Source organism: Nocardia carnea (genome assembly GCF_029869215.1).
Taxonomy (GTDB): Bacteria; Actinomycetota; Actinomycetes; order Mycobacteriales; family Mycobacteriaceae; genus Nocardia; species Nocardia carnea_B.
In genome coordinates, this window is the sequence record NZ_JARWPM010000457.1 from 18,869 (window position 1) to 38,863 (window position 19,995).

Genomic DNA, 19,995 nt, shown 5'->3' on the forward strand with positions numbered 1-19,995 from the left:
CGGCGACGGCGCGGGGAGGTCAGCGGGCGCTGTGTGCGCGGGATCCGAGACCTTGCAGATAGTCCCACGCGGTGGACACGATCTCGTCGAGGTCGTTGTGCTTCGGTTGCCAGCCCAGTTCGTCGATGGCCCGGCGGCTGGAGGCGATCAGCACCGCGGGATCACCGGCCCGGCGCGGCGCATCGACCGCCGCGATCGGCCCCCCGGTGACCCGTTCGCACGCCGAGATCACCTCGCGCACCGAGAAACCGGTGCCACTGCCGAGATTGAAGACGCGATGAGTACCCGCCGTGGCCGTTTCCAGCGCCAGGAGATGGGCCTGGGCGAGATCCAGGATATGGATGTAATCGCGGACCGCAGTGCCGTCGGGGGTGGGCCAATCGGTACCGAACACCGAAATGGAATCCCGGTGGCCCGCAGCGACCTGCAGCACCAGCGGAATCAGATGGGTTTCCACCACCCGGTTCTCACCGAGACCACCGTAGGCGCCGGCCACGTTGAAGTACCGCAGGCTGGTCGCGGCCAGGCCGTGCGCTACCGAATACGACGTGATGGCGTTGTCGACGGCCAGTTTCGAGGCGCCGTAGGGATTCGTGGGCCGGGCCGGGGCATCCTCGGTGATGGGAACCTGCTCGGGTTCGCCGTAGACGGCCGCGGTGGAGGAGAACACCAGCCGGGGCGTTCCGGTCTCCCGGATGGCTTCGAGCAGTGTGAGCGTTTTCACCACATTGCCGTGCCAGTACTTTTCCGGGAGCTGTACCGATTCACCGACCAGCGACTGCGCCGCGAAATGCAGGACCCCGTCGAACTGCCGGGAGCGCAGCAGAGCCGGTGCGGCCTCGGCCACATCGCCTTCGACGAATTCGACGCCGGTGGGTATGCCGTCCGCGTTACCCGTCGACAGGTCGTCGACCACCACGACCTCGTGGCCCCGCTCGCGCAACACCAGCGCGCAGACCCCACCTACGTAACCGGCACCGCCGGTGACCAGAAGTTTCACGGATCAGACCAGCTTCACCTGGACGGCATGGGCCATTTCATCGGGCAGTTCGAAACCCCCGTGCCCGGGAACGGTGATCACCACCGCACCCGGTTTGCTCTCGACCGTGACACGCGCGTCGGGAACCACACCGGCCTCCCGCAAGCGGCCGATCACCTCGGGATCGGTCTGGATATGTTCGGCCAGCCGGCGGACCACCACGGCGTGGGTCTGCCCCTGGGGCAGTTCGGAGAGTCGCTTGAGCGGTTCCTCGTGCAGGTCGGACGCGCTGATACCGAGTTCGTCCAGCCCCGGAATCGGGTTGCCGTACGGCGAGGTGGTGGGATGGTTGAGCACCTCGACGAGGCGTCGTTCGACGTCTTCGCTCATCACATGCTCCCAGCGGCAGGCCTCCGCGTGGACGTTCTGCCAGTCCAGGCCGATGATGTCCACCAGCAGTCGCTCGGCCAGGCGGTGTTTGCGCATCACGGCGACCGCCATACTGCGGCCCTTGTCGGTCAGTTCCAGATGCCGGTCACCCGCGACGAGCAACAGCCCGTCGCGTTCCATCCGTGCCACGGTCTGGCTCACCGTCGGCCCGCTCTGTTCCAGCCGCTCGGCGATCCGGGCACGCAGGGGTACGACGCCCTCCTCCTCGAGGTCGTAGATGGTACGGAGATACATCTCCGTGGTGTCGACCAGATCCTTCACTGTTGCCCCTTCGTCGGCACGAATTCTACCTGCGCACCAGCGACCGCGGTCGAACAGAGCGGGTCGCGTGACGCGATGGGAATACCGGCGGCGCGCGGTTCGGCGCCGCGGTCGCACATACATGTATTTCTACTGCATGACAACGCCGGATGGGGTTCCGCCCTTCCCACTACGGTTGCGATCATGGCCACTTCAGCACCGGAGGTACCTCGCGATGACGGGCACGCGGCGGCAGTCGTGTGGACCGACCGGTTTCTGGACTACTCGTGGACACCCGAGCATCCGATGAAACCCGTCCGGTTGCGGTACACCATGGCGCTGGCGCAAGCGCTCGGGGTACTGGACGGAATCGAACTCCTGGAACCGGGGCCGGCGGATACCGCGGACCTGCTCCGGGTGCACGCCGCGGACTATATCGACGCCGTACGGCACGCGGTGCCCGCGGCGATTCCGGGCGCGGTACCCGTGGACCCGCCGTACGGGCTCGGCTCGGCCGACAACCCGGTCTTCCCGCGGATGCACGAAGCCTCGTCGGTGATCGTGGGTGGGACGCTGGCCGGCGCGCGGGCGATCGCCGAGGGCACCACCCGGCGTGCGGTGAGCATCGGCGGCGGGATGCACCATGCCATGCCCGGCGCGGCGGCGGGGTTCTGCGTGTACAACGATGTGGCGGTGGCCATCTCCTGGTTGCTCGACCACGGATTCGACCGAATCGCCTATATCGATGTGGATGTCCACCACGGCGACGGGGTTCAGCACGCGTTCTACCGGGACCCGCGGGTACTGACCATCTCCGTCCACCAGCATCCGGCGACGTTGTGGCCGAATACCGGATGGCCGGAGGAAACCGGAAGCGGCCCCGGCGACGGCACCGCGATCAATCTCCCGCTGCTACCGGGCACCCGCGACCCACAGTGGCTGCGGGCTTTCCACGCGGTGGTGCCCGGCGCGGTCGCGGCCTTCCGCCCGCAGCTGGTGATCAGCCAGTGCGGCGTCGACACCCATCGCGAGGATCCGCTCGCCGAACTCGAACTCGGTATCGAGGGCCAGCGGGCCGCCTTCGCCGCCATGCGGGATCTCGCCGACCGGTACGCCGAGGGACGCTGGCTGGCCGTCGGCGGCGGCGGCTACGGGCTGGTGCGGGTGGTACCGCGGGCCTGGACCCATCTGCTGGGCATCGCACTCGACCGCCCGGTGGACCCGGCGACCGCGATACCGCAGGATTGGATCGATCTCGTACACACCGACAGGCCGCGGATATCGCCGCCCCGCACCATGGGCGACGGTGTGGATATCGCGTTCCAGCGCTGGGACGGGCCCGGGGGGACCGCGGAAACCGGGGACGCCCGGGCCGATCGCGCGCAACGTGCGGTCGACACCGCCGTTCTCGCCACCCGCCGAGCCAGCTTCGGCCCGCTCGGCCTGGACCCGGAGGACCCGCGTGACTGATCCCACTGTTCCCGACGATCCGGCACCGGCACCGCAGCACTGGCACGCCGATGTCCTGGCCTCCGACGGGGGCGTGGTGCGCTTGCGCCCGATCACCCCGGCCGACGCCGAGGAACTGCAACGGTTCCATACCGCCCTCTCCGAACGCACCCGCTACCTGCGCTATTTCGGGCCGTATCCACGGATCTCGCCGAAGGATCTGTACCGCACCACCCATGTCGACTACCGCGACCGGGTGGGGCTGGTGGCCGTCCTGGGCGAGTCGATCATCGCCGTCGGCCGATACGAACTGCTCGACCGGCCGGATATGCGGGCCGCGGAGGTCGCCTTCGTGGTGGCCGACGGGCACCAAGGCCGCGGGCTCGGCTCGATCCTGCTCGAGCATCTCGCCGGCGCCGCCGCGGAGAACGGGATCGACACCTTCGTCGCCGAGGTGCTGGCCGAGAACACGGTGATGGTCACCGTCTTCCGGGAGGCGGGCTATCAGGTGCGACGCAGCCGCGACGGGTCGGTACTGCATCTGGAGTTCGCTATCGACCCCACCGAGGCGCTGCGTTCGGTGCGCGATGCGCGGGAGCGCGCCTCGGAGGCGCGCAGTGTCGGCAACCTGCTCGCGCCGCGGTCGGTCGCGGTGATCGGCGCCACGCCCAGTACCACCCGGGTCGGCGGAGTGGTGCTGGCCAATCTGCTCGACGGCACCTTCCAGGGCGCGGTGTACCCGGTGAACCCCGACCGGCGCTCGGTACGTGGCGTGCACGCCTACCCCACGGTGCGCGATATCCCCGACGAGGTGGACCTGGCGGTCGTGGCGGTGCCGGCGGCCGCGATCAGCTCGGTGCTCGACGACTGTATGGCCAAGGGGGTGAAGGGCCTGCTGGTGCTGTCCGCCGGATTCAGCGAAACGGGGGAGGCGGGACGCGTGGCGGAAGCGGAACTCGTCGCGGCGGCTCGCGGTCACGGGATGCGGGTGGTCGGCCCGAGTGCGCTGGGTATCGCCAATACGGATGCCGCGGTCGGCCTCAACGCGACGCTGGCCACGGTACTGCCGGGGCGCGGGCGGATCGGGTTCTTCTGCCAGTCCGGGCCGCTGGGCGTGGCGATCCTGGCCGAGGCCGCCGCGCGCAATCTGGGCCTGTCCACGTTCGTCTCCGCCGGGAACCGCGCGGATGTCTCCGGTAACGACCTGCTGCAGTACTGGGATACCGACGCCGATACCGACGTGATCCTGTTGTACCTGGAGAGTTTCGGTAACCCGCGGAAGTTCTCGCGGATCGCGCGCCGGGTCGCCCGCAGCAAACCGATCGTGGCGGTGAGCCCGAGCCGGCTCGCCGCGCGCGGTGATTCGGAAGGCGAACTGGACCGGGCCGTGGTCCGCGACCTGTTCGCCCAGTCGGGAGTGATTCAGGCCGAATCTATTTCGGAGATGTTCGACTGCGCGGCGTTGCTGGGCTATCAGCCGCTTCCGCGGGGCCCGCGCCCGGCGATCGTGGGCAACAGCACGGCCCTCAACTGGCTCACCGCGGACGCGGCGCGCAGTGAGGGACTGAGCGCCGCCGAACCCGTGGATCTGGGCCCGCAGGCGACCGCCGAGGATTTTCGTACCGCGGTCACCGCGGCGCTGCGCGCGCCGGATACCGACGCGGTGATCGTGATCTTCGCGCCGCCGATTCCGTTGCCGCAGACCGGTTATGCGGAAGCGATCCGGGCTGCCGTGGCGGAAGCGGCCGAGACCAAGCCGGTGCTGACCACGTTCGCCAGCGGCGACGGTATCCCGGACCTGCTCGCGGTGCGCGGTCCGGGTGCGGCGGCGGTGCGCGGTTCCATCCCGTCGTTCCCGGATCCGGCGCGGGCGGTGCGGGCGCTGGCCCGGGTGCAGCGTTATGCCCGATGGCGGGACCGGCCGCTCACGCCGGCTGCCGATGATGCCTCCCGGCCGGGCGCCGATCCGGGGCGCCCGGGCGGCATCGACAGTGAGCGGGCGATGGCGCTCGTGGCGGAATGGATGCGGGGGACCGGCGGCCGCCGGCTGACCGACGCCGAGACGGTCGCACTACTGGCCTGCTACGGGATCTCGGTGGTGGATTTCCGGGCGGTCCGGGATGAGTATGCGGCGGTGACCGCGGCCGCGGAACTCGGCTATCCGGTGGCGGCGAAGGCAACGAACGAGAGCTGGCGGCGTCGCCCGGATATGAGCTGGGTCCGGCTGGACCTCTGGCGGCCGGAGGCCGTGCGCCAGGCCTACCGCGATCTGGTCGAACTCTGCGGCGACCCGCTCGTCCACATTCAGCGGATGGCGCCCAAAGGCGTCGGCTGTGTGCTCCGGGTACAGGACGATCCGGCCTTCGGATCGGTGATCGAATTCGGGCTTTCCGGCCCCATCATCGAACTGCTCGGCGACCGCGCCTACCGGGCCCTACCGCTCTCCGCGGACGAGGCCGCGGCTCTCATCGACGCGCCGCGGGCCGCGCCGCTGCTCAGTGGCACCCCCGCCAGCCCGCGCGTCGACAAGGCAGCCCTCATCGACCTCACCCGGCGAATTTCGGCCATGTTCGACGATCTGCCCGAGATGCGGGAACTGTCCTGTGAACCTGTCCTGGCCAGCCCGGAATCGGCCGCGATCCTGTACGCCCGCGCCCGCATCGGCCCCCAGCCGAGCCGTTTCGACACCGGCCCCCGGCGCCTGGGCTGACGTCGATCGCGATGGCCGTTGCTGCCGGCCGTAGCGGGTCCGCCCGCCGGAGGCATCCGTGGCCCGGCGCCGGCATGGACACTCCTGCACGGTCGGCGACGAACGTGGATTACCGAGCGGCGAGGACCACCGGGCCCGGTCGGCATGGAACTGCACCAACCACTTGGCAGGGCCGCACGAACCACATGGCAGGGCCGCACGAACGACTTGACGGGGTTGCAGGCTTGCCTGACGGGGTTGCCGGGCCCACCCGGCAGGCTCGCGGGGCTCAGCCGGTCCGGCAGAGACTGGGGAGAGATCGGGGAGGAACGTCGTGGACGGCCCGAAGTGAACGCAGGGACGGCCGCTCCGGGCGATGCGGCAGTCGGCGGCCTCGGCCGTATCCGTTTCTCCGGCGGCGAGCATCGGCAGATGCCGGACTACGGCGTAGGCCCGGCTGGGCTTTCGGGGCCATATATGCCGATGACCGGCCGAGTGGGCCGGTCATCGTGGTGATCGATATCTGGGTGTTGTCAGCTGGCGTAGGCGCGCAGCCGGTCGGCTCGTTCGCCCTTGCGGAGTTTCGACATGACCTCACGCTCGATCTGGCGGACCCGCTCGCGGGACAGACCGAACAGCTTGCCGATCTGATCGAGGGTGCGCGGCTGGCCGTCGTCGAGCCCGAACCGCAACCGGATGACCTGCTGTTCCCGTTCGTCCAGCGTGTTCAGCACACTGCGGACGTCGTGGTGCAGCAGACCGGCGATCACGGCGCTTTCGGCGGAGGTCGCCTCGGAATCCTCGATGAAATCACCGAGGGGGGCCTCTTCGTCGTTGCCGACCGGCATATCCAGGCTCACCGGATCGCGGCTGTGGTCGAGTAGATCGGCGATCTTCTCGACCGCGATACCGGATTCGTTGGCCAGTTCCTCGTCGGTGGCTTCCCGGCCGAGCTGCTGATGCAGTTCGCGCTTGATCCGGGCGAGCTTGTTGACCTGCTCCACGAGATGGACCGGGAGCCGGATCGTGCGGCTCTGATCGGCCATACCGCGAGTGATGGCCTGGCGGATCCACCAGGTGGCGTAGGTGGAGAACTTGAAGCCCTTGGCGTAGTCGAACTTCTCCATCGCGCGGATCAGGCCCAGGTTGCCCTCCTGGATCAGATCCAGCAGCGGCATGCCGCGGCCCGTGTACCGCTTGGCGAGCGAGACGACCAGGCGCAGGTTGGCTTCCAGCAGATGCGACCGCGCCGCTTGGCCCTCCCGGACGACGATCGCCAGATCGCGCTTACGGGACGCCGACAACCGCTTACCGGTCTCCAGCAGGTGCTGGGCATAGAGACCCGCCTCGATGCGCTTGGCCAGTTCCACTTCGTCGGCGGCGGTGAGCAGCGCGGTACGGCCGATCCCGTTCAGGTACACGCGTACCAGGTCGGCGGCGGGGCTCTGGGCGTCGAGGTCCGTATCACTGGGGCGCACACGAGTGGTGGCGGGGCTTGTCATGACTTGCCTCCTGTCGGTGGTGTCTCACTCCGAACAACGGACCCGACATAGGGAAAGTTCCCTCGGCGGGTACGGATAAACCGCTCTGAACTGGGGTTTTCACCGTTGCGTTCTGAGAAGTTCCTGAGAACGAACGCGCCGGGAAACCCGCGATCGACACGGCCGCAGCCGGGCCACCGTTACCGGCGTCGCGAGGAAGCAGGAGGTCACACCCGTCAGGCGGGGTGCACGAGTCCGTGCCGCACCAGTGCGGTGACGACCCCCAGCACCGCGGCGGCGAATTCCGGGGCCACCTCGTCGTATCCCTGGGACAGTGCCAGCAGTTCGACCAGTTCGTACAACGGCAGACCGTCGGGCCGCATTCCCGCGAGCAGGGAGACGGTGATCTCGTCCACCTCGTGCTGCCACCGCGGGCCGTCGCCCCGGTGGAGCCGGGCGACCCGGGGCTCCCACCCGTCGGTCCCGGGCACCGAGACCTGTTCCAGCGCGGCCGCCGGATCGACCCGGAACCGGGAGCGCCAGGCGAGCTCCGGTTCCGCGGCGACCGCGCGCAGCCAGGCGGACCGTTCGAAATAGGCGAAGGCCTCAGCGCCCAGCGGGTCGTCGAAACCGTGGGTCAGGTCCTCGGCCAGCACTTCGGTCGGCCCGTCGATCGCGCGCAGGTAGACGAAGCCGAAGCCGATCCCGGTGACGCCCGCGTCGTCGAGGGCGGTGAGCCACTCCTCGGCGCGCTGCTGCGCGGCCGGGCTGCGCGGGTCCAGTCCGGCATCGCGCAACCAGGTGCCCACGTACAGCGCCGGATCGGCGATATCGCGCTGCACGATCCACGCGTCGATTCCCGCGGCCGGTAACCAGCCCGAGACCCGGGCACGCCAGTCCTCGCCGCCGGTGTGCACCCACGCGCCCAATACGGCCGCCGTCCCGCCGGGCGCCAGCAGATCGGGAGTGCGGGAGAGGACCAATTCGGTGGCGCCGTCGAGGGCGAGCCCGGAATCGCGATAGGTGTGCTCGATCCGAGCCGGCCCCACGACGAACGGTGGATTGGCCACTACCTGATCGAATCGCCGGCCGGCCACGGGTTCGAACCAGGAACCGGCCACCAGTTCGATATCGAGACCGTTGAGCGCGGCGGTGGCCTCGGCCAGCCACAGCGCCCGCGGATTGATATCGGTGGCGGTCACCGAGCGGGCGTAACCGGCGGCGTGCACGGCTTGCACCCCGCAGCCGGTACCGAGGTCCAGCACCGACCCGACCGGGGCGGTGGGGGTGGCCCGCAGCAGCGAGAGCGAGGCATGGCCCACCCCCAGCACGTGATCCTCGGCCAGGGTGCGTGGCGACATCGAATCGTCGAGGTCCGAGAGGATCCAGCGGGTACCCGCGCCGGTGTCCAGCGGGCGCAGATCCAGCGCCGCCCGGATCCGGCCGTCCGACGTGGTCAGTAGCCCGGCCGTGACCGCATCGGCCACCGGGACCGGCGCCAGTGCGGCCGCCACCTCGTGTTCGTCGACAGCGTCACCGAGGAGCAGCAACCGCACCAGGACGCCGAGATCGCCGGCTTCGCGTGCTATTCGCCGTACCGGGACCGGCTCGCCACGGCCGAGCGCGCTGTGTGCTTCGGCGCCCAGCACGTCGAGCAGGGTGCCGGCGTCGTAACCCACGCGGGTCAGTGCGGTACGCAGGCCGGGGCACAAAGCGGTGAGCGTTGACGATTCGGGTGTGGGCACAGCCGTACTCTGCCACCCGCGCCCGGCGGCACCGGTATCCGGACGGCGGTTCCGGGTTATCCGTCGATGGCGTCGTGGCGGCGTTCCTCGAGCGCGGTGCGCGGCCGGTCCCAGCGGCTGGGTTCGTTCTTGTCGCGGGGCGGGCGATCGTTGGCGATCAGCACCGCGATCCACGGCAGCGGCACGGAGGCCGCCATGATCAGGATGGCGATCAGGGCGCTGTCGAAGACGGTGAAGGCGATACCGGCCAGGATCAGCGCGGGTATCCGGAACGCCATGATGGTCGTGTACCGGCGGACCCGGGCCCGGTGCTGCTCTTCGAACGAGGGGGCCGCCGCGGTGATGAGCGCCGCGTGTTTGGCGTCGTCACCGGGAAAGTATCCGGACGAACGGGAGGGACGGGCCGGTCGCGATGCCCCGATGTGTTCACCGTGACCGCTCGCACCGGCGTCGATGTGCTCCGGGCCGCGCCCGGAGTCTTCGCCGTGCTGCTGCATACCTTCGAGTCTTGCACTCCCCGGCCGCGCGCGTAACCCCGGTGCCGGTGGTGGATGAAGGCGGCGTCGCGGTACGGCATCATGGAGTCCGTGAGTACCGATACTCTGGTTCGCCCCGATACCACCACCGACGAGACCACCGGTGACGACACCCCGAAGTTCTTCCACTACGTGAAGAAGGACCGGATCGCCGAGAGTGCCGTCATGGGCACGATGGTGGTCGCGCTGTGCGGTGAAGTATTCCCGGTGACGCGCTCGCCCAAGCCGGGCTCCCCGGTCTGCCCGGAGTGCAAGAAGGTCTACGACCAGCTGCGCAAGGGCGACTGAGCGCGGGCTCAGCGCGTGCTCGACGGCGCCGGTGACCCACCGGCGCCCTTGTCGTGTGCGTCGTCACCACGGCGGATCCGGTGTACCGGCAGCCGGTGTGCCTTCGGTTCCGCTGCCACCCGGCCGTCACCGGCCGGCGGCGTCCCGCGTCGGTTGGCCAGCCAGGCCTTGAACTGTTCCAGGCGGGTGGCCCGCGCGGGCCAGAACTCCTGGACGGCCGCGTTGAACTCGGCGCCGAGGATCACCGCGAAACCGAGGAAGAACGTGAACAGCAGGAAGGCGATCGGGGTGGCCAGCGCACCGTAGGTGACCCCCGTCCGGGTGATGAGGGCCAGGTAGCGGCGCAGCCCCTCGCTGGCGGCCATGAAGAACACCGCCGCCACCAGCGCCCCGTAGAACAGCCGGTGGTACGGCAGCGAACTGTGCAGGGCGAGTTTGTAGAGCGTGGCCAGCCCGACGATGAGCAGCAGGCCGACAGCGGGATAGTAGAACGTATCGATCAGCCGCAACCCCGGCTCGCGCCAGGCGTCGGGCAGGATCCGGCCGATCAGTACCGGGCCCAGCGCCACCAGCGGCAGAATGAACACGGCCGCCACGAGGAACTGCACGTACAGCAGCAGCGCGAAGATCCGTTGCCAGACCGGGTGCCGGGCATGCTGCTGGTCGTGGGCGTCGGTGATCGCGTCGACGAAGGTCGCCATGGCCGACGAGCCCGCCCACAGCGAGAGCACGAAACCCACCGAGACGAAGGCCGCGCGGCCCTGGCCGAGCACATCGCGGACGGTGGGCTCGATGAGATCGGTGACCACGCTGGGGCTGAACAGGTCCCGGCTGAAGGTCAGGATCTTGGATTCGACGATCTCGACGGTATCGGGTCCGAAGAGGCCGCTGACGTAGCCGAGCCCGCCCAGCAACCCGAACAGCAACGGCACCAGCGAAAGGGTCTGCCAGAACGCCGCGGCCGCCGATTTCGCGAAAATCGAGTCGTTCCAGGACTTCACGGCCACCCGGACGATCAGCCGCCGGGCCTGCACCAGGGCATGGCGCAGCCACGAAGTCGCGCCCGGCCGGGGGCCGGCACCGTGTCCGTAGCTGTGCATGATCAGTCCAGCATCGCTCACCGGAGTGTCCGGCGCCGTGCCCCGGGACAAACGTGTCGGCACTCGCCAGGTGAAGCGCCGGTTACCCGAGCCGGTTGCCTGGCCGGTCGAACAGGTCGGGGGCATTTCGGGTGAGGGCGCGCTGCTGTCTCCGGGCGGGCCCGGCGGGGGAGGCCGACCGCCCTGTGACTCCCGTCGCGCCCGCCGCGCCGGTTTGGCGCCGTGGCCGCGGCGGCCGCTAGTGTTTGTCTTCGTGACCGATGCGAGCGGCGCCACGGCGACGGAAGTTGCGGGCGCATCCCTGCGCGCCTGGCAGCGGCGCGCCCTGACCCGGTATCTGGCCACCAAACCCCGCGATTTCCTGGCCGTGGCGACGCCCGGCGCCGGTAAGACGACCTTCGCGCTGCGGGTGGCCGCCGAATTGCTGGCCGATCGGACGGTGGACCAGATCACCGTGGTCGCCCCGACCGAACACCTCAAGCACCAGTGGGCGGCGTCGGGGGCCCGCGCAGGGATTGCCCTGGATTCCAATTTCTCCAATTCGACCGGTGGAACATCCGGCGACTACCACGGTGTGGTGGTGACCTACGCCCAGGTCGCGGCGCACCCTTTCAAACATCGGGTACGTACGGAGAACCGGCGCACCCTGGTGATCCTGGACGAGATCCATCACGCGGGCGACGCGAAGAGCTGGGGTGACGCGGTGGCCGAGGCCTTCGGCGACGCCACCCGCCGGCTGGCGCTCACCGGTACCCCGTTCCGCAGCGACGACAGCCAGATCCCGTTCGTCACCTACGAACCCGACGAGGCCGGATTGCCGCGCTCCCGCGCGGACCATGCGTACGGGTACGCGGAGGCGCTGGCCGACGGTGTCGTGCGGCCGGTGGTCTTCCTGGCCTATTCGGGTGAGGCGCATTGGCGCGACAGCGCGGGGGAGGAGTACACGGCCCGGCTCGGGGAGCCGTTGAACGCCGAGCAGACCGCCCGGGCGTGGCGCACCGCCCTCGATCCGGCGGGCGACTGGATCTACGCCGTGCTCCGGGCCGCCGATATGCGGCTGGCGCAACTACGGGAAGCGGGTATGCCCGATGCCGGGGGCCTGGTGATCGCCTCCGACCAGGAACGCGCCCGGTCCTATGCCGAACTCCTGGAACATCTCACGGGCAACAAGCCGGTGCTGGTGCTCTCCGACGACCCCACCTCCTCGGCGCGGATCGGTGAATTCGCCGCCGGGAACCAACCGTGGATGGTCGCGGTGCGGATGGTGTCCGAAGGTGTCGACGTGCCGCGGCTGGCGGTCGGGGTGTATGCCACCAGCGCGTCCACGCCGCTGTATTTCGCCCAGGCCATCGGCCGGTTCGTGCGCGCCCGGCGGCCCGGTGAGACGGCCAGCGTGTTCCTGCCGTCGGTGCCGGTGCTGCTGGATCTGGCCGCGCAGCTCGAGCTGCAACGCGACCATGTGATCGGTAAACCGCACCGCGAGAAGGACGGCCTCGACGACGAGCTGCTCACCGAGGCGAACAAGCAGCGCGACGAACCCGGCGAGGAGGAACAACGGTTCGTCCCGCTGGCCGCCGACGCCGAACTGGACCAGGTGATCTACGACGGTTCCTCGTTCGGTACCGCGACCTTCGCCGGTAGTGCGGAAGAGGCGGACTACCTGGGTATTCCGGGCCTGCTCGACGCCGAGCAGATGCGCGCGCTGCTGCGGGAACGCCAGGCCCGCCAGGTCGCCGAGCGGTCGAAGTCCGAACCGGCCGCCGCCGCCCCGGCTCCCGCGGCCGCCGGGAACGCCGCCGAACGGGTCGCGACCGCCGACAAACTGGGCGAGTTGCGCCGGGAACTGAACAGTCTGGTCGCCATGCACCACCATCGCACCGGTAAACCGCACGGGGTGATCCACGGCGAGCTGCGCCGCCAGTGCGGTGGCCCGCCCACCGCGCTCGCCACCGCCGACCAGCTCACCGACCGGATCGCCGCGCTTCGCCGAATGTGATCCGGGGGCGCTGCTCGCATCGACAAGGAATGCGCGCTAGCTGCCGGGCCACGCAGTCATGGCCCGGTCGACCGTGCGGGTGAGATCGGTGTAGCCGGCGCCGTCGCGGGCGCGGATGGACAACCCGTACAGGACCGTGGTGTAGAACTCGGCGAGCTCCGCCGTGTCGGTGCCGGCGGGTAGCTCGCCCTCGGCGACACCGCGGTCGAGGCGTTCGTGGATGGCCGTGTGGGTCGCGCGGCGCCGCTCGACGAGGAACTTCCGCACACTGTCCGTCCGCGGCGTGTAGGTGGATCCCGCGAGTACCACCATGCAACCGCTCGGGCAGTTCTCCGCGGTGTAGGTGCGGGCGTTGTCCCGCAGCATGGATTCGATCGCGCCCCGGGCAGTGGGCTCTTCGCGCAGGGCGCGCGCGGTGCAACTGCCCTCCTGCTGCCCGTAGAGCTCGACCGCTTCCCGGAAGAGCGCTTCCTTGTCGCCGAACGCCGCGTACAGGCTGGGGGAGTTGATTCCCATGGCAGCGGTGAGGTCGGACATCGAGGTGCCCTCGTATCCGTGTTCCCAGAAGACCTCCATCGCGCGGCGCAACGCGATATCGCGGTCGAAGCCCCGGGGACGTCCGCGCTCTGCCATCGACTTCCTTTCTGTATCGATCGTTAAATATACCTCTTGACGCGGTCGGCCCCGTAGGCTTTCCTATTTATGTACTGATCGACACAGAAATAGGGAGAGTGGTATGCGGGAGCTGAACGGCTCGGTGGCGCTGGTAACCGGCGGAAGTCGTGGTATCGGAGCCGCCATCGCGCGGCGCTTGGCCGCCGAAGGCGCGGATGTGGCCGTGACCTACCAGCATTCGCGGGAGCGCGCCGAGGCCGTGGTCGCCGATCTCGAAGCATCGGGCCGGCGGGCCGTGGCCCTCGCCGCCGACAGTGCCGACGCGGCGGCCGTGGTCGCCGCAGTACACCGGACGGCGGCCGAACTGGGCGGCCTGGACATCCTGATCAACAACGCAGGCATCTTTCCCGCCAAGCCTTATCGTGAATTCACGTTCGCAGAGGTGGATCTGGCGCTGAACGTGCACGCCCGCGCCGCGTTCGTCGCCGGGCAGGCCGCGCTCGACCATATGGGCGAACAGGGGCGGATCATCAGTATCGGCACCAATCTCGCCGAGCACGCTCCGTTCGCCGGTCTGAGCCTCTACAACCTGAGCAAATCGGCGCTCAACGGATACACCAAGGCGCTGGCCCGGGAACTCGGACCGCGCGGCATCACCGTGAACCTGGTGCAGCCCGGGCCCACCGATACCGATATGAACCCGGCGGACGGCGCACATGCGGCGGATGGGGCGGCCCGCACCGCGCTCGGCCGGTACGGCGCCGCCGACGATATCGCCGCCACCGTCGCATTCCTCGCCGGGCCGGGTGCGCGCAGTATCACGGGCGCGGTCGTCACGGTGGACAGCGGCACCAACGCGTGATCGGGGCGCGCGGTGCCGTGTTCCCGAGGTAGGACCGCCGTCCGGCGGCGGGCGCGGGAACGCCGACAGACCCGAACGGCCCGGGGCACACCGTGTTGCGATCTCGCTTCGCCTGCTCGGGCCTGGTGTGTTCGCGTAGGGCACCACCGGGTGGCCGGGCGCCCCGGCGCCCGCCGCATCCGGACGCCGGCGCGCCGATCGAACCGACGAGCCCGCGGAACTTCACCCCCGGAGGAGACGGCGATTTGATGACATGGCCGCGATCGACTCAGGGCCCCGGCCGAGAGGGGACGGATCGGCGAGGTGGGCGGGAACCGCACTGTGGTCGTGTCGGACAGTGCCGAATCACCAGGTCATCCCGGCCCCGGTCTGTTCCGCGTGTGCGCGGTTGTCCGCGGCACGCAGCGCATCCAGGCCCATCTGCCCTGTTCGATCCCGCGTGGGCCCACGGGGCGGCCGGGGTCTCGGCCGCCCCGTCGGCGTCCGGCGTACCGGGCGCCGATCTACCGGGCATTCCTGTGGGAGCGGGCGTCAGCTCACCGGTGGATGGTGCGGATCGCCCGAGGGGTTCCCGGTGCGGGTTCGTTCCGCGCGGGCGCGTGCGCGGTCGTACGCGGTGCGCAGCAGATCCCGGACCGCCTGCGCCGTGCGGGGTCCCGGGTTCACCACCGCCAGCCACGCGGCGGTCCCGTAGACCGGGTGGGCGAGGACGGTATCGGCCACACTCGGATCCTCGCTACCGCTGTATGCGTCGCGCGGCGCGCGGCCCGTCCAGGTGCGGAAGTCCGCCGCCGTGGCGCTGATGTTGAGCCGGAAGGTGTCCGGGCGATCGAGCCGGGACCGGACGTCGCCGGGATAGTCCTTGGTGACGATGGTGGCGAACGGCTGGGTGCGGGGCGGGATCTCGCCGTCCGGGGCGTAATAGAAGAACGTATCGCCCCAGGCGATCTCCGGCGTGCCGTCGCCGGGGCCCGGCCGCTGGATGAGGATGCCGTCGAAGGTGGTGACGTATCCGATGATCTCGTCGATGGTCATGGTTCCAGCGTTACATTGAAGTGCTTGTGGAGGGTTCAGGGCACTCAGGACAGGTGGTGGAATGGAAAGCCGCAACTCGGCGGTTCTGCGCACGGCGGAGGTGGCGCGGCGGAGCGGGTATTCCGTCCAGCAACTGCGCAATCTGGAGCGTGACGGTGTGCTGCCGCCTGCGCCGCGTACCCCGGCCGGCTACCGGATGTACGGCGAGGCGCATGTGTGGTCCGCATGTGCCTACCGCGACCTGGCGGCGGGAGCCGATCCGGCCACGGCCAAAGCGATCCTGCGCGTGGCACATTCCGGGGACAGCAGCCGGCTTTTCGCGCTCCTGGACGCCGCACACGCCCGGGCCGACCGGGAACGCCGTGCTCTCGCGGCCGCGCGGACGGCGGCCCGGGCCATCGCCGAGGAACCGCTCGCGGATATCCGCCCGGGTGATTCGATGAGCATCTCCGAACTCGCGCGAGCCCTGGGTGTACGACCCTCGACGCTGCGGCACTGGGATAGCGCCGGGTTGGTCGTCCCGCGGCGCACCACCGGCCGGGAGCCCCGGCACTACACCCCGGACGATGTGCGCGCCGCCCGGCTGGTCCACCAACTCCGGCTGGCGGGATACGGAATCGAACCTCTCCGCGAGCTGGTTCCGCAGTTGCGCGGGTGGCGCCGGTGGGACGATCTGGCGGCCGCGCTGGCAGCGCGCAACACGCGGATCGACGCCCGGTCCGCCGCCCTGCTGCGCGGCGCGGCCGCCCTGAACACCCTGATCATGCTGGGGGAGCAGGGATGACTTCGCGCGCCCGCTCCCCTCTCCGGTATCCGGACGGCGTGCGCCCGCACGCGAGGAGCCGGCCCGGCCCACCCCGGCGGTGCGGCGGCCGGCGCGTTTCGCTCCCGGCCCGCAAGCCCGCCTCAGCTCCCGAAGTACACCGCCGGATCTAGGTGGTTGAGCGGTACCCAGCGTGGACCTTCGGCGGGCTCCCCCGAATCGTCCGGACCCTCGTCCCGGCCGTAGCCCTGGAGGTCGAGGCTCAGGCGGGGATCCTCGTCCACCTGGCGTGCCACGTCGTAGAAGGTCGCCAGTACGTGCACACAGCGGGCGGTGCGGGCGGTGCAGGAACAATCGATCGCCGCGGGCTGCGGTGCCACCGAAACACCGGCGCCGGCCACCGCGGCGTACATTTCGTCGGTCGGTATGGCCGGCGCCGGGCCGATCGTCGCGGCCAGCACGGTGACCGCCTCCCGGGACAGCGGCGCCAGTTCGATATGGGTGATCGAGGCCTGGCCGCCGCGGTGGATATGCGCGCGGACGATCCGGCCTTCGATCTCGGTCCGCACACCGTGGTTGCGGGCGATACTGCGAGCCCGCGGTAGCAGCGGGTCCGGGCGGGTCTGGCGCAGCGGCTCGGCCAGCCGGACCCAGTCCATACCCCAGCGGGTGTAGCCGAATTCGTTGTCCGCCATCAGTTACCTCGTTTCCGCCGCAGGACGTCCAGCAGCCGGTCGTCGTCGAGCCGGGCCAGTTCGGCGACGCCCGTGCCCGCGCCGAATCCGGTGAGGGCCGACTTCCGCCGCTGCATATCCGCGATATGTTCCTCCACGGTCGTCGCCGAGGTGAGCGTGGTGACGGTGACGGTGCGGGTCTGGCCGATGCGGTGGACCCGATCCGAGGCCTGCGCTTCCACGGCGGGATTCCACCAGCGGTCGAAATGGATCACATCGGCGGCGCGGGTGAGGGTGAGGCCGGTGCCGGCCGCCCGCAGGCTCAGTACCAGTACCGGCGGACCGTCCGGCGACTGGAATTCGTCGACGATCGCGGCGCGTTCGGGCTGGGCGAGCCCGCCGTGGAAGAACGGCACGGTGATCGCGAATTGTTCGGCGAGATGCCGGACCAGCAGTTCTCCGGTCGCCCGGTATTGGGTGAAGATGAGCGTCGGCGCGGAGTTGTCCAGATTGTTCGCGACGATATCGGTGCACAGATCGAGCTTTCCGGACCGCCCGGCGAGTTCGCCGGTATCGCCGTCGATCAGGGCGGGGTGATTGCACACCTGCTTCAACGCGGTGAGCGCGGCCAGGATCTTCGTCTGCCGCCCGGCACCGGTGCCGAAGCCTTCCTCGACGGCGCGGTCGAGCAGGCGGTCGTACAGGCGCTCCTGCTCCGGCGTGAGATCGCAGAGCAGATCCGAGTGGATCTTCGCCGGCAGCGAGGCGGCCACCTCTGCTTTGCGCCGCGACAACAGCACCGGTTCGACGGCGTCCCGCAGCCGTGCGGCGGCGTCGGCCGAACCCTGTTCGATCGGTTTGACGAAGCGACGCCGGAACTGGGCGCGATGGCCGAAGATCCTCGGCGCTACGAGGTGCAGCAGCGCCCACAGTTCGTCGAGATGATTCTCCACCGGTGTGCCGGTGAGCGCGACGACCGCGCTCGCGGACAACGCCCGCGCCGCCTTCGCGACCTGGGTCCGCGGATTCTTCAGTGCCTGGGCCTCGTCGTAGGCCACCGTCGCCCACCCGGTGGCGGTGAGCAGTGATCCGTGCCGGCGCAGGGTCGGATAACCGGTGACCACCACCGCGCCGGGGGTGGCCGGCAGCGCGCCGCCCCGCCAGGCCGTCGGCCGCAGGCCGGGCGCGAAGCGGGCGATTTCGTGCACCCAGTTGCCGACCAGCGAGGTCGGGCACACCACCAGCTGCGGGCCCTGGTCCGCACGGTCCACCAGCAGGCCGATGGTCTGCACGGTCTTTCCCAGACCCATTTCGTCGGCGAGGACGGCCCCGCCGTGGCGCGCGACGGTCGCCCGCAACCAGGCGATCCCCCGGGCCTGGTACGGGCGCAGATCGGCCCGCAACCCGGTACGCAGCAGACCGGATACCTCGGTGGTATCCCACAGGACCGTGCGGGCATGGCCCGCGTCGACGATGGCGGTGCCCTGTGCGTTCGGGACCGCGTGACCGGCGACCGGTAGCTCGGCCGGGGTGCCGGCGAGGTTCTCCCGCCAGGCGCGGGTCGAACGGCCGGGGTTGTCCACCGGCAGGCCGGCGAGGCGGCCGGGTTCCACCAGGGCGCAGTCGACCTGCGCCACCCGGAGTCCGGCGCTACCCGCGCGTAGTTGCGCAAGGGTGCCCTCCGGGACGACCAGCGAGAGGGTCGCGGTATCGCCGAACCCGGCGGGGGCCGGTCCGGTGCCGTGGCCGGTCCACGTCCACAATGCGAACATGTGCCGGTCGGGTAGGTAGGTGGTCTCGATGGTCGGCAGCGTGCACCCCTAAAATCATCGTATTGCGTACGGAGTAATATCCGAACGCGTACGGTACCGGATTTGTTCCGGGTATCCCGGCGCGGGTATCGACGCCGGGCCGGGAAAGGAGATCCATGGACGGCTGGGTCCGTCGACTGTCCACCGGCGGTGGAGCCGGCAACGCCGTACGACCGATCGCTCCGGTAGATGCCACCACGCCCGGCGGGTCCGGCGCGGTACGAAGCCGCCGAGGCCGGGTATGAGCGGGTCCGATCCGGCGGAGTGCAACTCCGGACAGTCCTCGGTCATGCCCCGTCGGCACGAGATGAGCGAACCCGGGAATGCGGACTCGTCGGAACGCCGGACGGGCGACCCGGCCCGGGCTGCGGACCCGGCTCGGATACTGCTGGAACTGCTGTGGCGGCACCGGTTGCCACCGCGCCGGGGCGGTCGCGGACCCCGGCAGACCGTGAGCGTCGACGAGGTCGTCACCGCCGCGATAGGCCTGGCCGACCGCGAGGGCTACGACAAGGTGTCCATCCGGGCGGTGGCCGCCGAACTCGGCCTGCGGCCGATGAGCCTCTACACCTACGTCCCCAGCAAGGAAGCGCTCACGGTTCTCATGGTCGACGCCGTAGCCGCCGCGGACGACCCGATTCCCGAGGACTTGCCGGTCCGCGACCGCTTGGCCGCCGTGGCCCGGCAGGTCCGCGCCGAATACCTGGCGCACCCGTGGCTGTTCGAGGTCCCGTCGTGGCGGATGGTGCTGGGACCGGGCAGGCTGCGCCGCTACGAACGGCAGCTGGCGGCGGTGGACGGCATCGGTCTCGACGATCCGGAGATGGACCGGGTGATTTCCGTGCTGACCCAGTTCGCGACCGGCAACGCCCGTACCGCACTCGCCGCGGCGCGCAGCGCCCGCGAACAGTCGGACGCCGACTGGTGGGAAACCTACGGTCCCCTGCTGACCGAGGTCATGCCCGCCGCCGACTATCCGCTTTCCAGCCGGGTGGGCGCGGCGGTCGGCGAGCTGTACCAGGCACCGGGCGATCCGGCCGGGGACTTCGAATACGGGCTCGAGCGGTTGATCGCCGCGATCCTGCCCGCATGAACGTGGGGGGGGGGGGGGGGGGGGGGGGGGGGGGCGGGCCGCCGGGGGGGGGGGGGGGGGGGGGGGGTGGGGGGGGGGGGGGGGGGGGGGGGGGGGGGGGGGGGGGGGGGGGGGGGGGGGGGGGGGGGGGGGGGGGGGGGGGGCCGTGGGCAGGGGACCGCTGGTCCTCGGTGGTGGGCCGGGTATGCC

17 protein-coding genes are annotated in these 19,995 nt (G+C 70.2%); 7 read left to right on the forward strand and 10 right to left on the reverse strand.

Features of this window, described 5'->3' with window-relative positions; genetic code table 11:
* Positions 1-19: 19 nt before the first annotated feature.
* Together galE and QH276_RS35065 are read right to left on the reverse strand one after the other, a co-directional pair.
* Positions 20-1,000, reverse strand: coding sequence for a UDP-glucose 4-epimerase GalE (galE, locus tag QH276_RS35060; RefSeq protein ID WP_280399249.1), 981 nt, complete (start codon positions 998-1,000; stop codon positions 20-22).
* Positions 1,001-1,003: 3 nt separating this feature from the next.
* On the reverse strand, positions 1,004-1,690 hold the full coding sequence (locus QH276_RS35065) for a metal-dependent transcriptional regulator (RefSeq protein WP_280399248.1): 687 nt from the start codon (positions 1,688-1,690) through the stop codon (positions 1,004-1,006).
* A gap of 183 nt (positions 1,691-1,873) precedes the next feature.
* Here QH276_RS35065 and QH276_RS35070 point away from each other — a divergent pair, with 183 nt between their 5' ends.
* Both QH276_RS35070 and QH276_RS35075 read left to right on the forward strand, forming a co-directional pair.
* The gene (locus tag QH276_RS35070) at positions 1,874-3,139 is read left to right on the forward strand and encodes an acetoin utilization protein AcuC (protein WP_280399247.1); all 1,266 of its coding nucleotides are present in this window, start codon (positions 1,874-1,876) and stop codon (positions 3,137-3,139) included.
* On the forward strand, positions 3,132-5,828 hold the full coding sequence (locus QH276_RS35075) for a bifunctional GNAT family N-acetyltransferase/acetate--CoA ligase family protein (protein WP_280407045.1): 2,697 nt from the start codon (positions 3,132-3,134) through the stop codon (positions 5,826-5,828). The genes QH276_RS35070 and QH276_RS35075 overlap by 8 nt, the downstream gene beginning before the upstream one ends.
* Before the next feature lie 512 nt (positions 5,829-6,340).
* Here the strand turns inward: QH276_RS35075 and QH276_RS35080 are convergent.
* From QH276_RS35080 to QH276_RS35090, 3 genes are all read right to left on the reverse strand, one after another.
* Positions 6,341-7,309, reverse strand: coding sequence for a sigma-70 family RNA polymerase sigma factor (locus tag QH276_RS35080; protein ID WP_280399245.1), 969 nt, complete (start codon positions 7,307-7,309; stop codon positions 6,341-6,343).
* A gap of 215 nt (positions 7,310-7,524) precedes the next feature.
* On the reverse strand, positions 7,525-9,033 hold the full coding sequence (locus QH276_RS35085) for a DUF7059 domain-containing protein (RefSeq protein ID WP_280399244.1): 1,509 nt from the start codon (positions 9,031-9,033) through the stop codon (positions 7,525-7,527).
* A gap of 56 nt (positions 9,034-9,089) precedes the next feature.
* On the reverse strand, positions 9,090-9,530 hold the full coding sequence (locus QH276_RS35090; RefSeq protein WP_280399243.1) for a DUF3099 domain-containing protein: 441 nt from the start codon (positions 9,528-9,530) through the stop codon (positions 9,090-9,092).
* 90 nt (positions 9,531-9,620) lie between these two features.
* Here QH276_RS35090 and QH276_RS35095 point away from each other — a divergent pair, with 90 nt between their 5' ends.
* On the forward strand, positions 9,621-9,857 hold the full coding sequence (locus tag QH276_RS35095) for a DUF3039 domain-containing protein (protein ID WP_280399242.1): 237 nt from the start codon (positions 9,621-9,623) through the stop codon (positions 9,855-9,857).
* An 8-nt stretch (positions 9,858-9,865) separates the two neighbouring features.
* Here the strand turns inward: QH276_RS35095 and QH276_RS35100 are convergent, their stop codons facing one another.
* Positions 9,866-10,957, reverse strand: coding sequence for a YihY/virulence factor BrkB family protein (locus QH276_RS35100; RefSeq protein ID WP_280399255.1), 1,092 nt, complete (start codon positions 10,955-10,957; stop codon positions 9,866-9,868).
* A gap of 253 nt (positions 10,958-11,210) precedes the next feature.
* Between QH276_RS35100 and QH276_RS35105 the strand changes: the two genes are divergently transcribed.
* A complete protein-coding gene (locus QH276_RS35105; protein ID WP_280399241.1) occupies positions 11,211-12,953 on the forward strand; it encodes a DEAD/DEAH box helicase in 1,743 nt (580 codons plus the stop codon).
* Between the two features lie 36 nt (positions 12,954-12,989).
* On the opposite strand, the gene QH276_RS35110 is transcribed toward QH276_RS35105, so the two are convergent.
* Positions 12,990-13,586, reverse strand: coding sequence for a TetR/AcrR family transcriptional regulator (locus QH276_RS35110; RefSeq protein ID WP_280399240.1), 597 nt, complete (start codon positions 13,584-13,586; stop codon positions 12,990-12,992).
* Positions 13,587-13,689: 103 nt separating this feature from the next.
* On the opposite strand from QH276_RS35110, the gene QH276_RS35115 reads away from it, so the two are divergent.
* Positions 13,690-14,430: an SDR family NAD(P)-dependent oxidoreductase gene (locus QH276_RS35115; RefSeq protein ID WP_280399239.1), complete on the forward strand. Its 741-nt coding sequence runs from the start codon at positions 13,690-13,692 to the stop codon at positions 14,428-14,430.
* 531 nt (positions 14,431-14,961) lie between these two features.
* Here QH276_RS35115 and QH276_RS35120 read toward each other — a convergent pair.
* On the reverse strand, positions 14,962-15,465 hold the full coding sequence (locus QH276_RS35120; RefSeq protein WP_280399238.1) for a DUF6194 family protein: 504 nt from the start codon (positions 15,463-15,465) through the stop codon (positions 14,962-14,964).
* Between the two features lie 61 nt (positions 15,466-15,526).
* Here QH276_RS35120 and QH276_RS35125 point away from each other — a divergent pair, with 61 nt between their 5' ends.
* The gene (locus QH276_RS35125; protein WP_280407046.1) at positions 15,527-16,249 is read left to right on the forward strand and encodes a MerR family transcriptional regulator; all 723 of its coding nucleotides are present in this window, start codon (positions 15,527-15,529) and stop codon (positions 16,247-16,249) included.
* A gap of 122 nt (positions 16,250-16,371) precedes the next feature.
* Here the strand turns inward: QH276_RS35125 and QH276_RS35130 are convergent, their stop codons facing one another.
* Both QH276_RS35130 and QH276_RS35135 read right to left on the reverse strand, forming a co-directional pair.
* Positions 16,372-16,923: a hypothetical protein gene (locus QH276_RS35130; RefSeq protein WP_280400595.1), complete on the reverse strand. Its 552-nt coding sequence runs from the start codon at positions 16,921-16,923 to the stop codon at positions 16,372-16,374.
* Positions 16,923-18,674 carry a DEAD/DEAH box helicase gene (locus QH276_RS35135; protein WP_280400594.1) on the reverse strand — a complete coding sequence of 584 codons (1,752 nt, stop codon included), beginning with the start codon at positions 18,672-18,674 and terminating at the stop codon, positions 16,923-16,925. The genes QH276_RS35130 and QH276_RS35135 overlap by 1 nt, the downstream gene beginning before the upstream one ends.
* Before the next feature lie 328 nt (positions 18,675-19,002).
* Here QH276_RS35135 and QH276_RS35140 point away from each other — a divergent pair, with 328 nt between their 5' ends.
* A complete protein-coding gene (locus QH276_RS35140) occupies positions 19,003-19,806 on the forward strand; it encodes a TetR/AcrR family transcriptional regulator (protein WP_280400593.1) in 804 nt (267 codons plus the stop codon).
* Positions 19,807-19,995: the final 189 nt, after the last annotated feature.

What these genes read in the sequence shown, in the direction of transcription:
- QH276_RS35110 (WP_280399240.1), bottom strand. Translation starts at nt 13,586, where the DNA reads ATGGCAGAGCGCGGACGTCCCCGGGGCTTCGACCGCGATATCGCGTTG.
- QH276_RS35140 (WP_280400593.1), top strand. Translation starts at nt 19,003, where the DNA reads ATGCCCCGTCGGCACGAGATGAGCGAACCCGGGAATGCGGACTCGTCG.
- QH276_RS35100 (WP_280399255.1), bottom strand. Translation starts at nt 10,957, where the DNA reads ATGCACAGCTACGGACACGGTGCCGGCCCCCGGCCGGGCGCGACTTCG.
- QH276_RS35070 (WP_280399247.1), top strand. Translation starts at nt 1,874, where the DNA reads ATGGCCACTTCAGCACCGGAGGTACCTCGCGATGACGGGCACGCGGCG.
- QH276_RS35130 (WP_280400595.1), bottom strand. Translation starts at nt 16,923, where the DNA reads ATGGCGGACAACGAATTCGGCTACACCCGCTGGGGTATGGACTGGGTC.
- QH276_RS35120 (WP_280399238.1), bottom strand. Translation starts at nt 15,465, where the DNA reads ATGACCATCGACGAGATCATCGGATACGTCACCACCTTCGACGGCATC.
- QH276_RS35115 (WP_280399239.1), top strand. Translation starts at nt 13,690, where the DNA reads ATGCGGGAGCTGAACGGCTCGGTGGCGCTGGTAACCGGCGGAAGTCGT.
- QH276_RS35135 (WP_280400594.1), bottom strand. Translation starts at nt 18,674, where the DNA reads ATGTTCGCATTGTGGACGTGGACCGGCCACGGCACCGGACCGGCCCCC.
- QH276_RS35080 (WP_280399245.1), bottom strand. Translation starts at nt 7,309, where the DNA reads ATGACAAGCCCCGCCACCACTCGTGTGCGCCCCAGTGATACGGACCTC.
- QH276_RS35090 (WP_280399243.1), bottom strand. Translation starts at nt 9,530, where the DNA reads ATGCAGCAGCACGGCGAAGACTCCGGGCGCGGCCCGGAGCACATCGAC.
- QH276_RS35125 (WP_280407046.1), top strand. Translation starts at nt 15,527, where the DNA reads ATGGAAAGCCGCAACTCGGCGGTTCTGCGCACGGCGGAGGTGGCGCGG.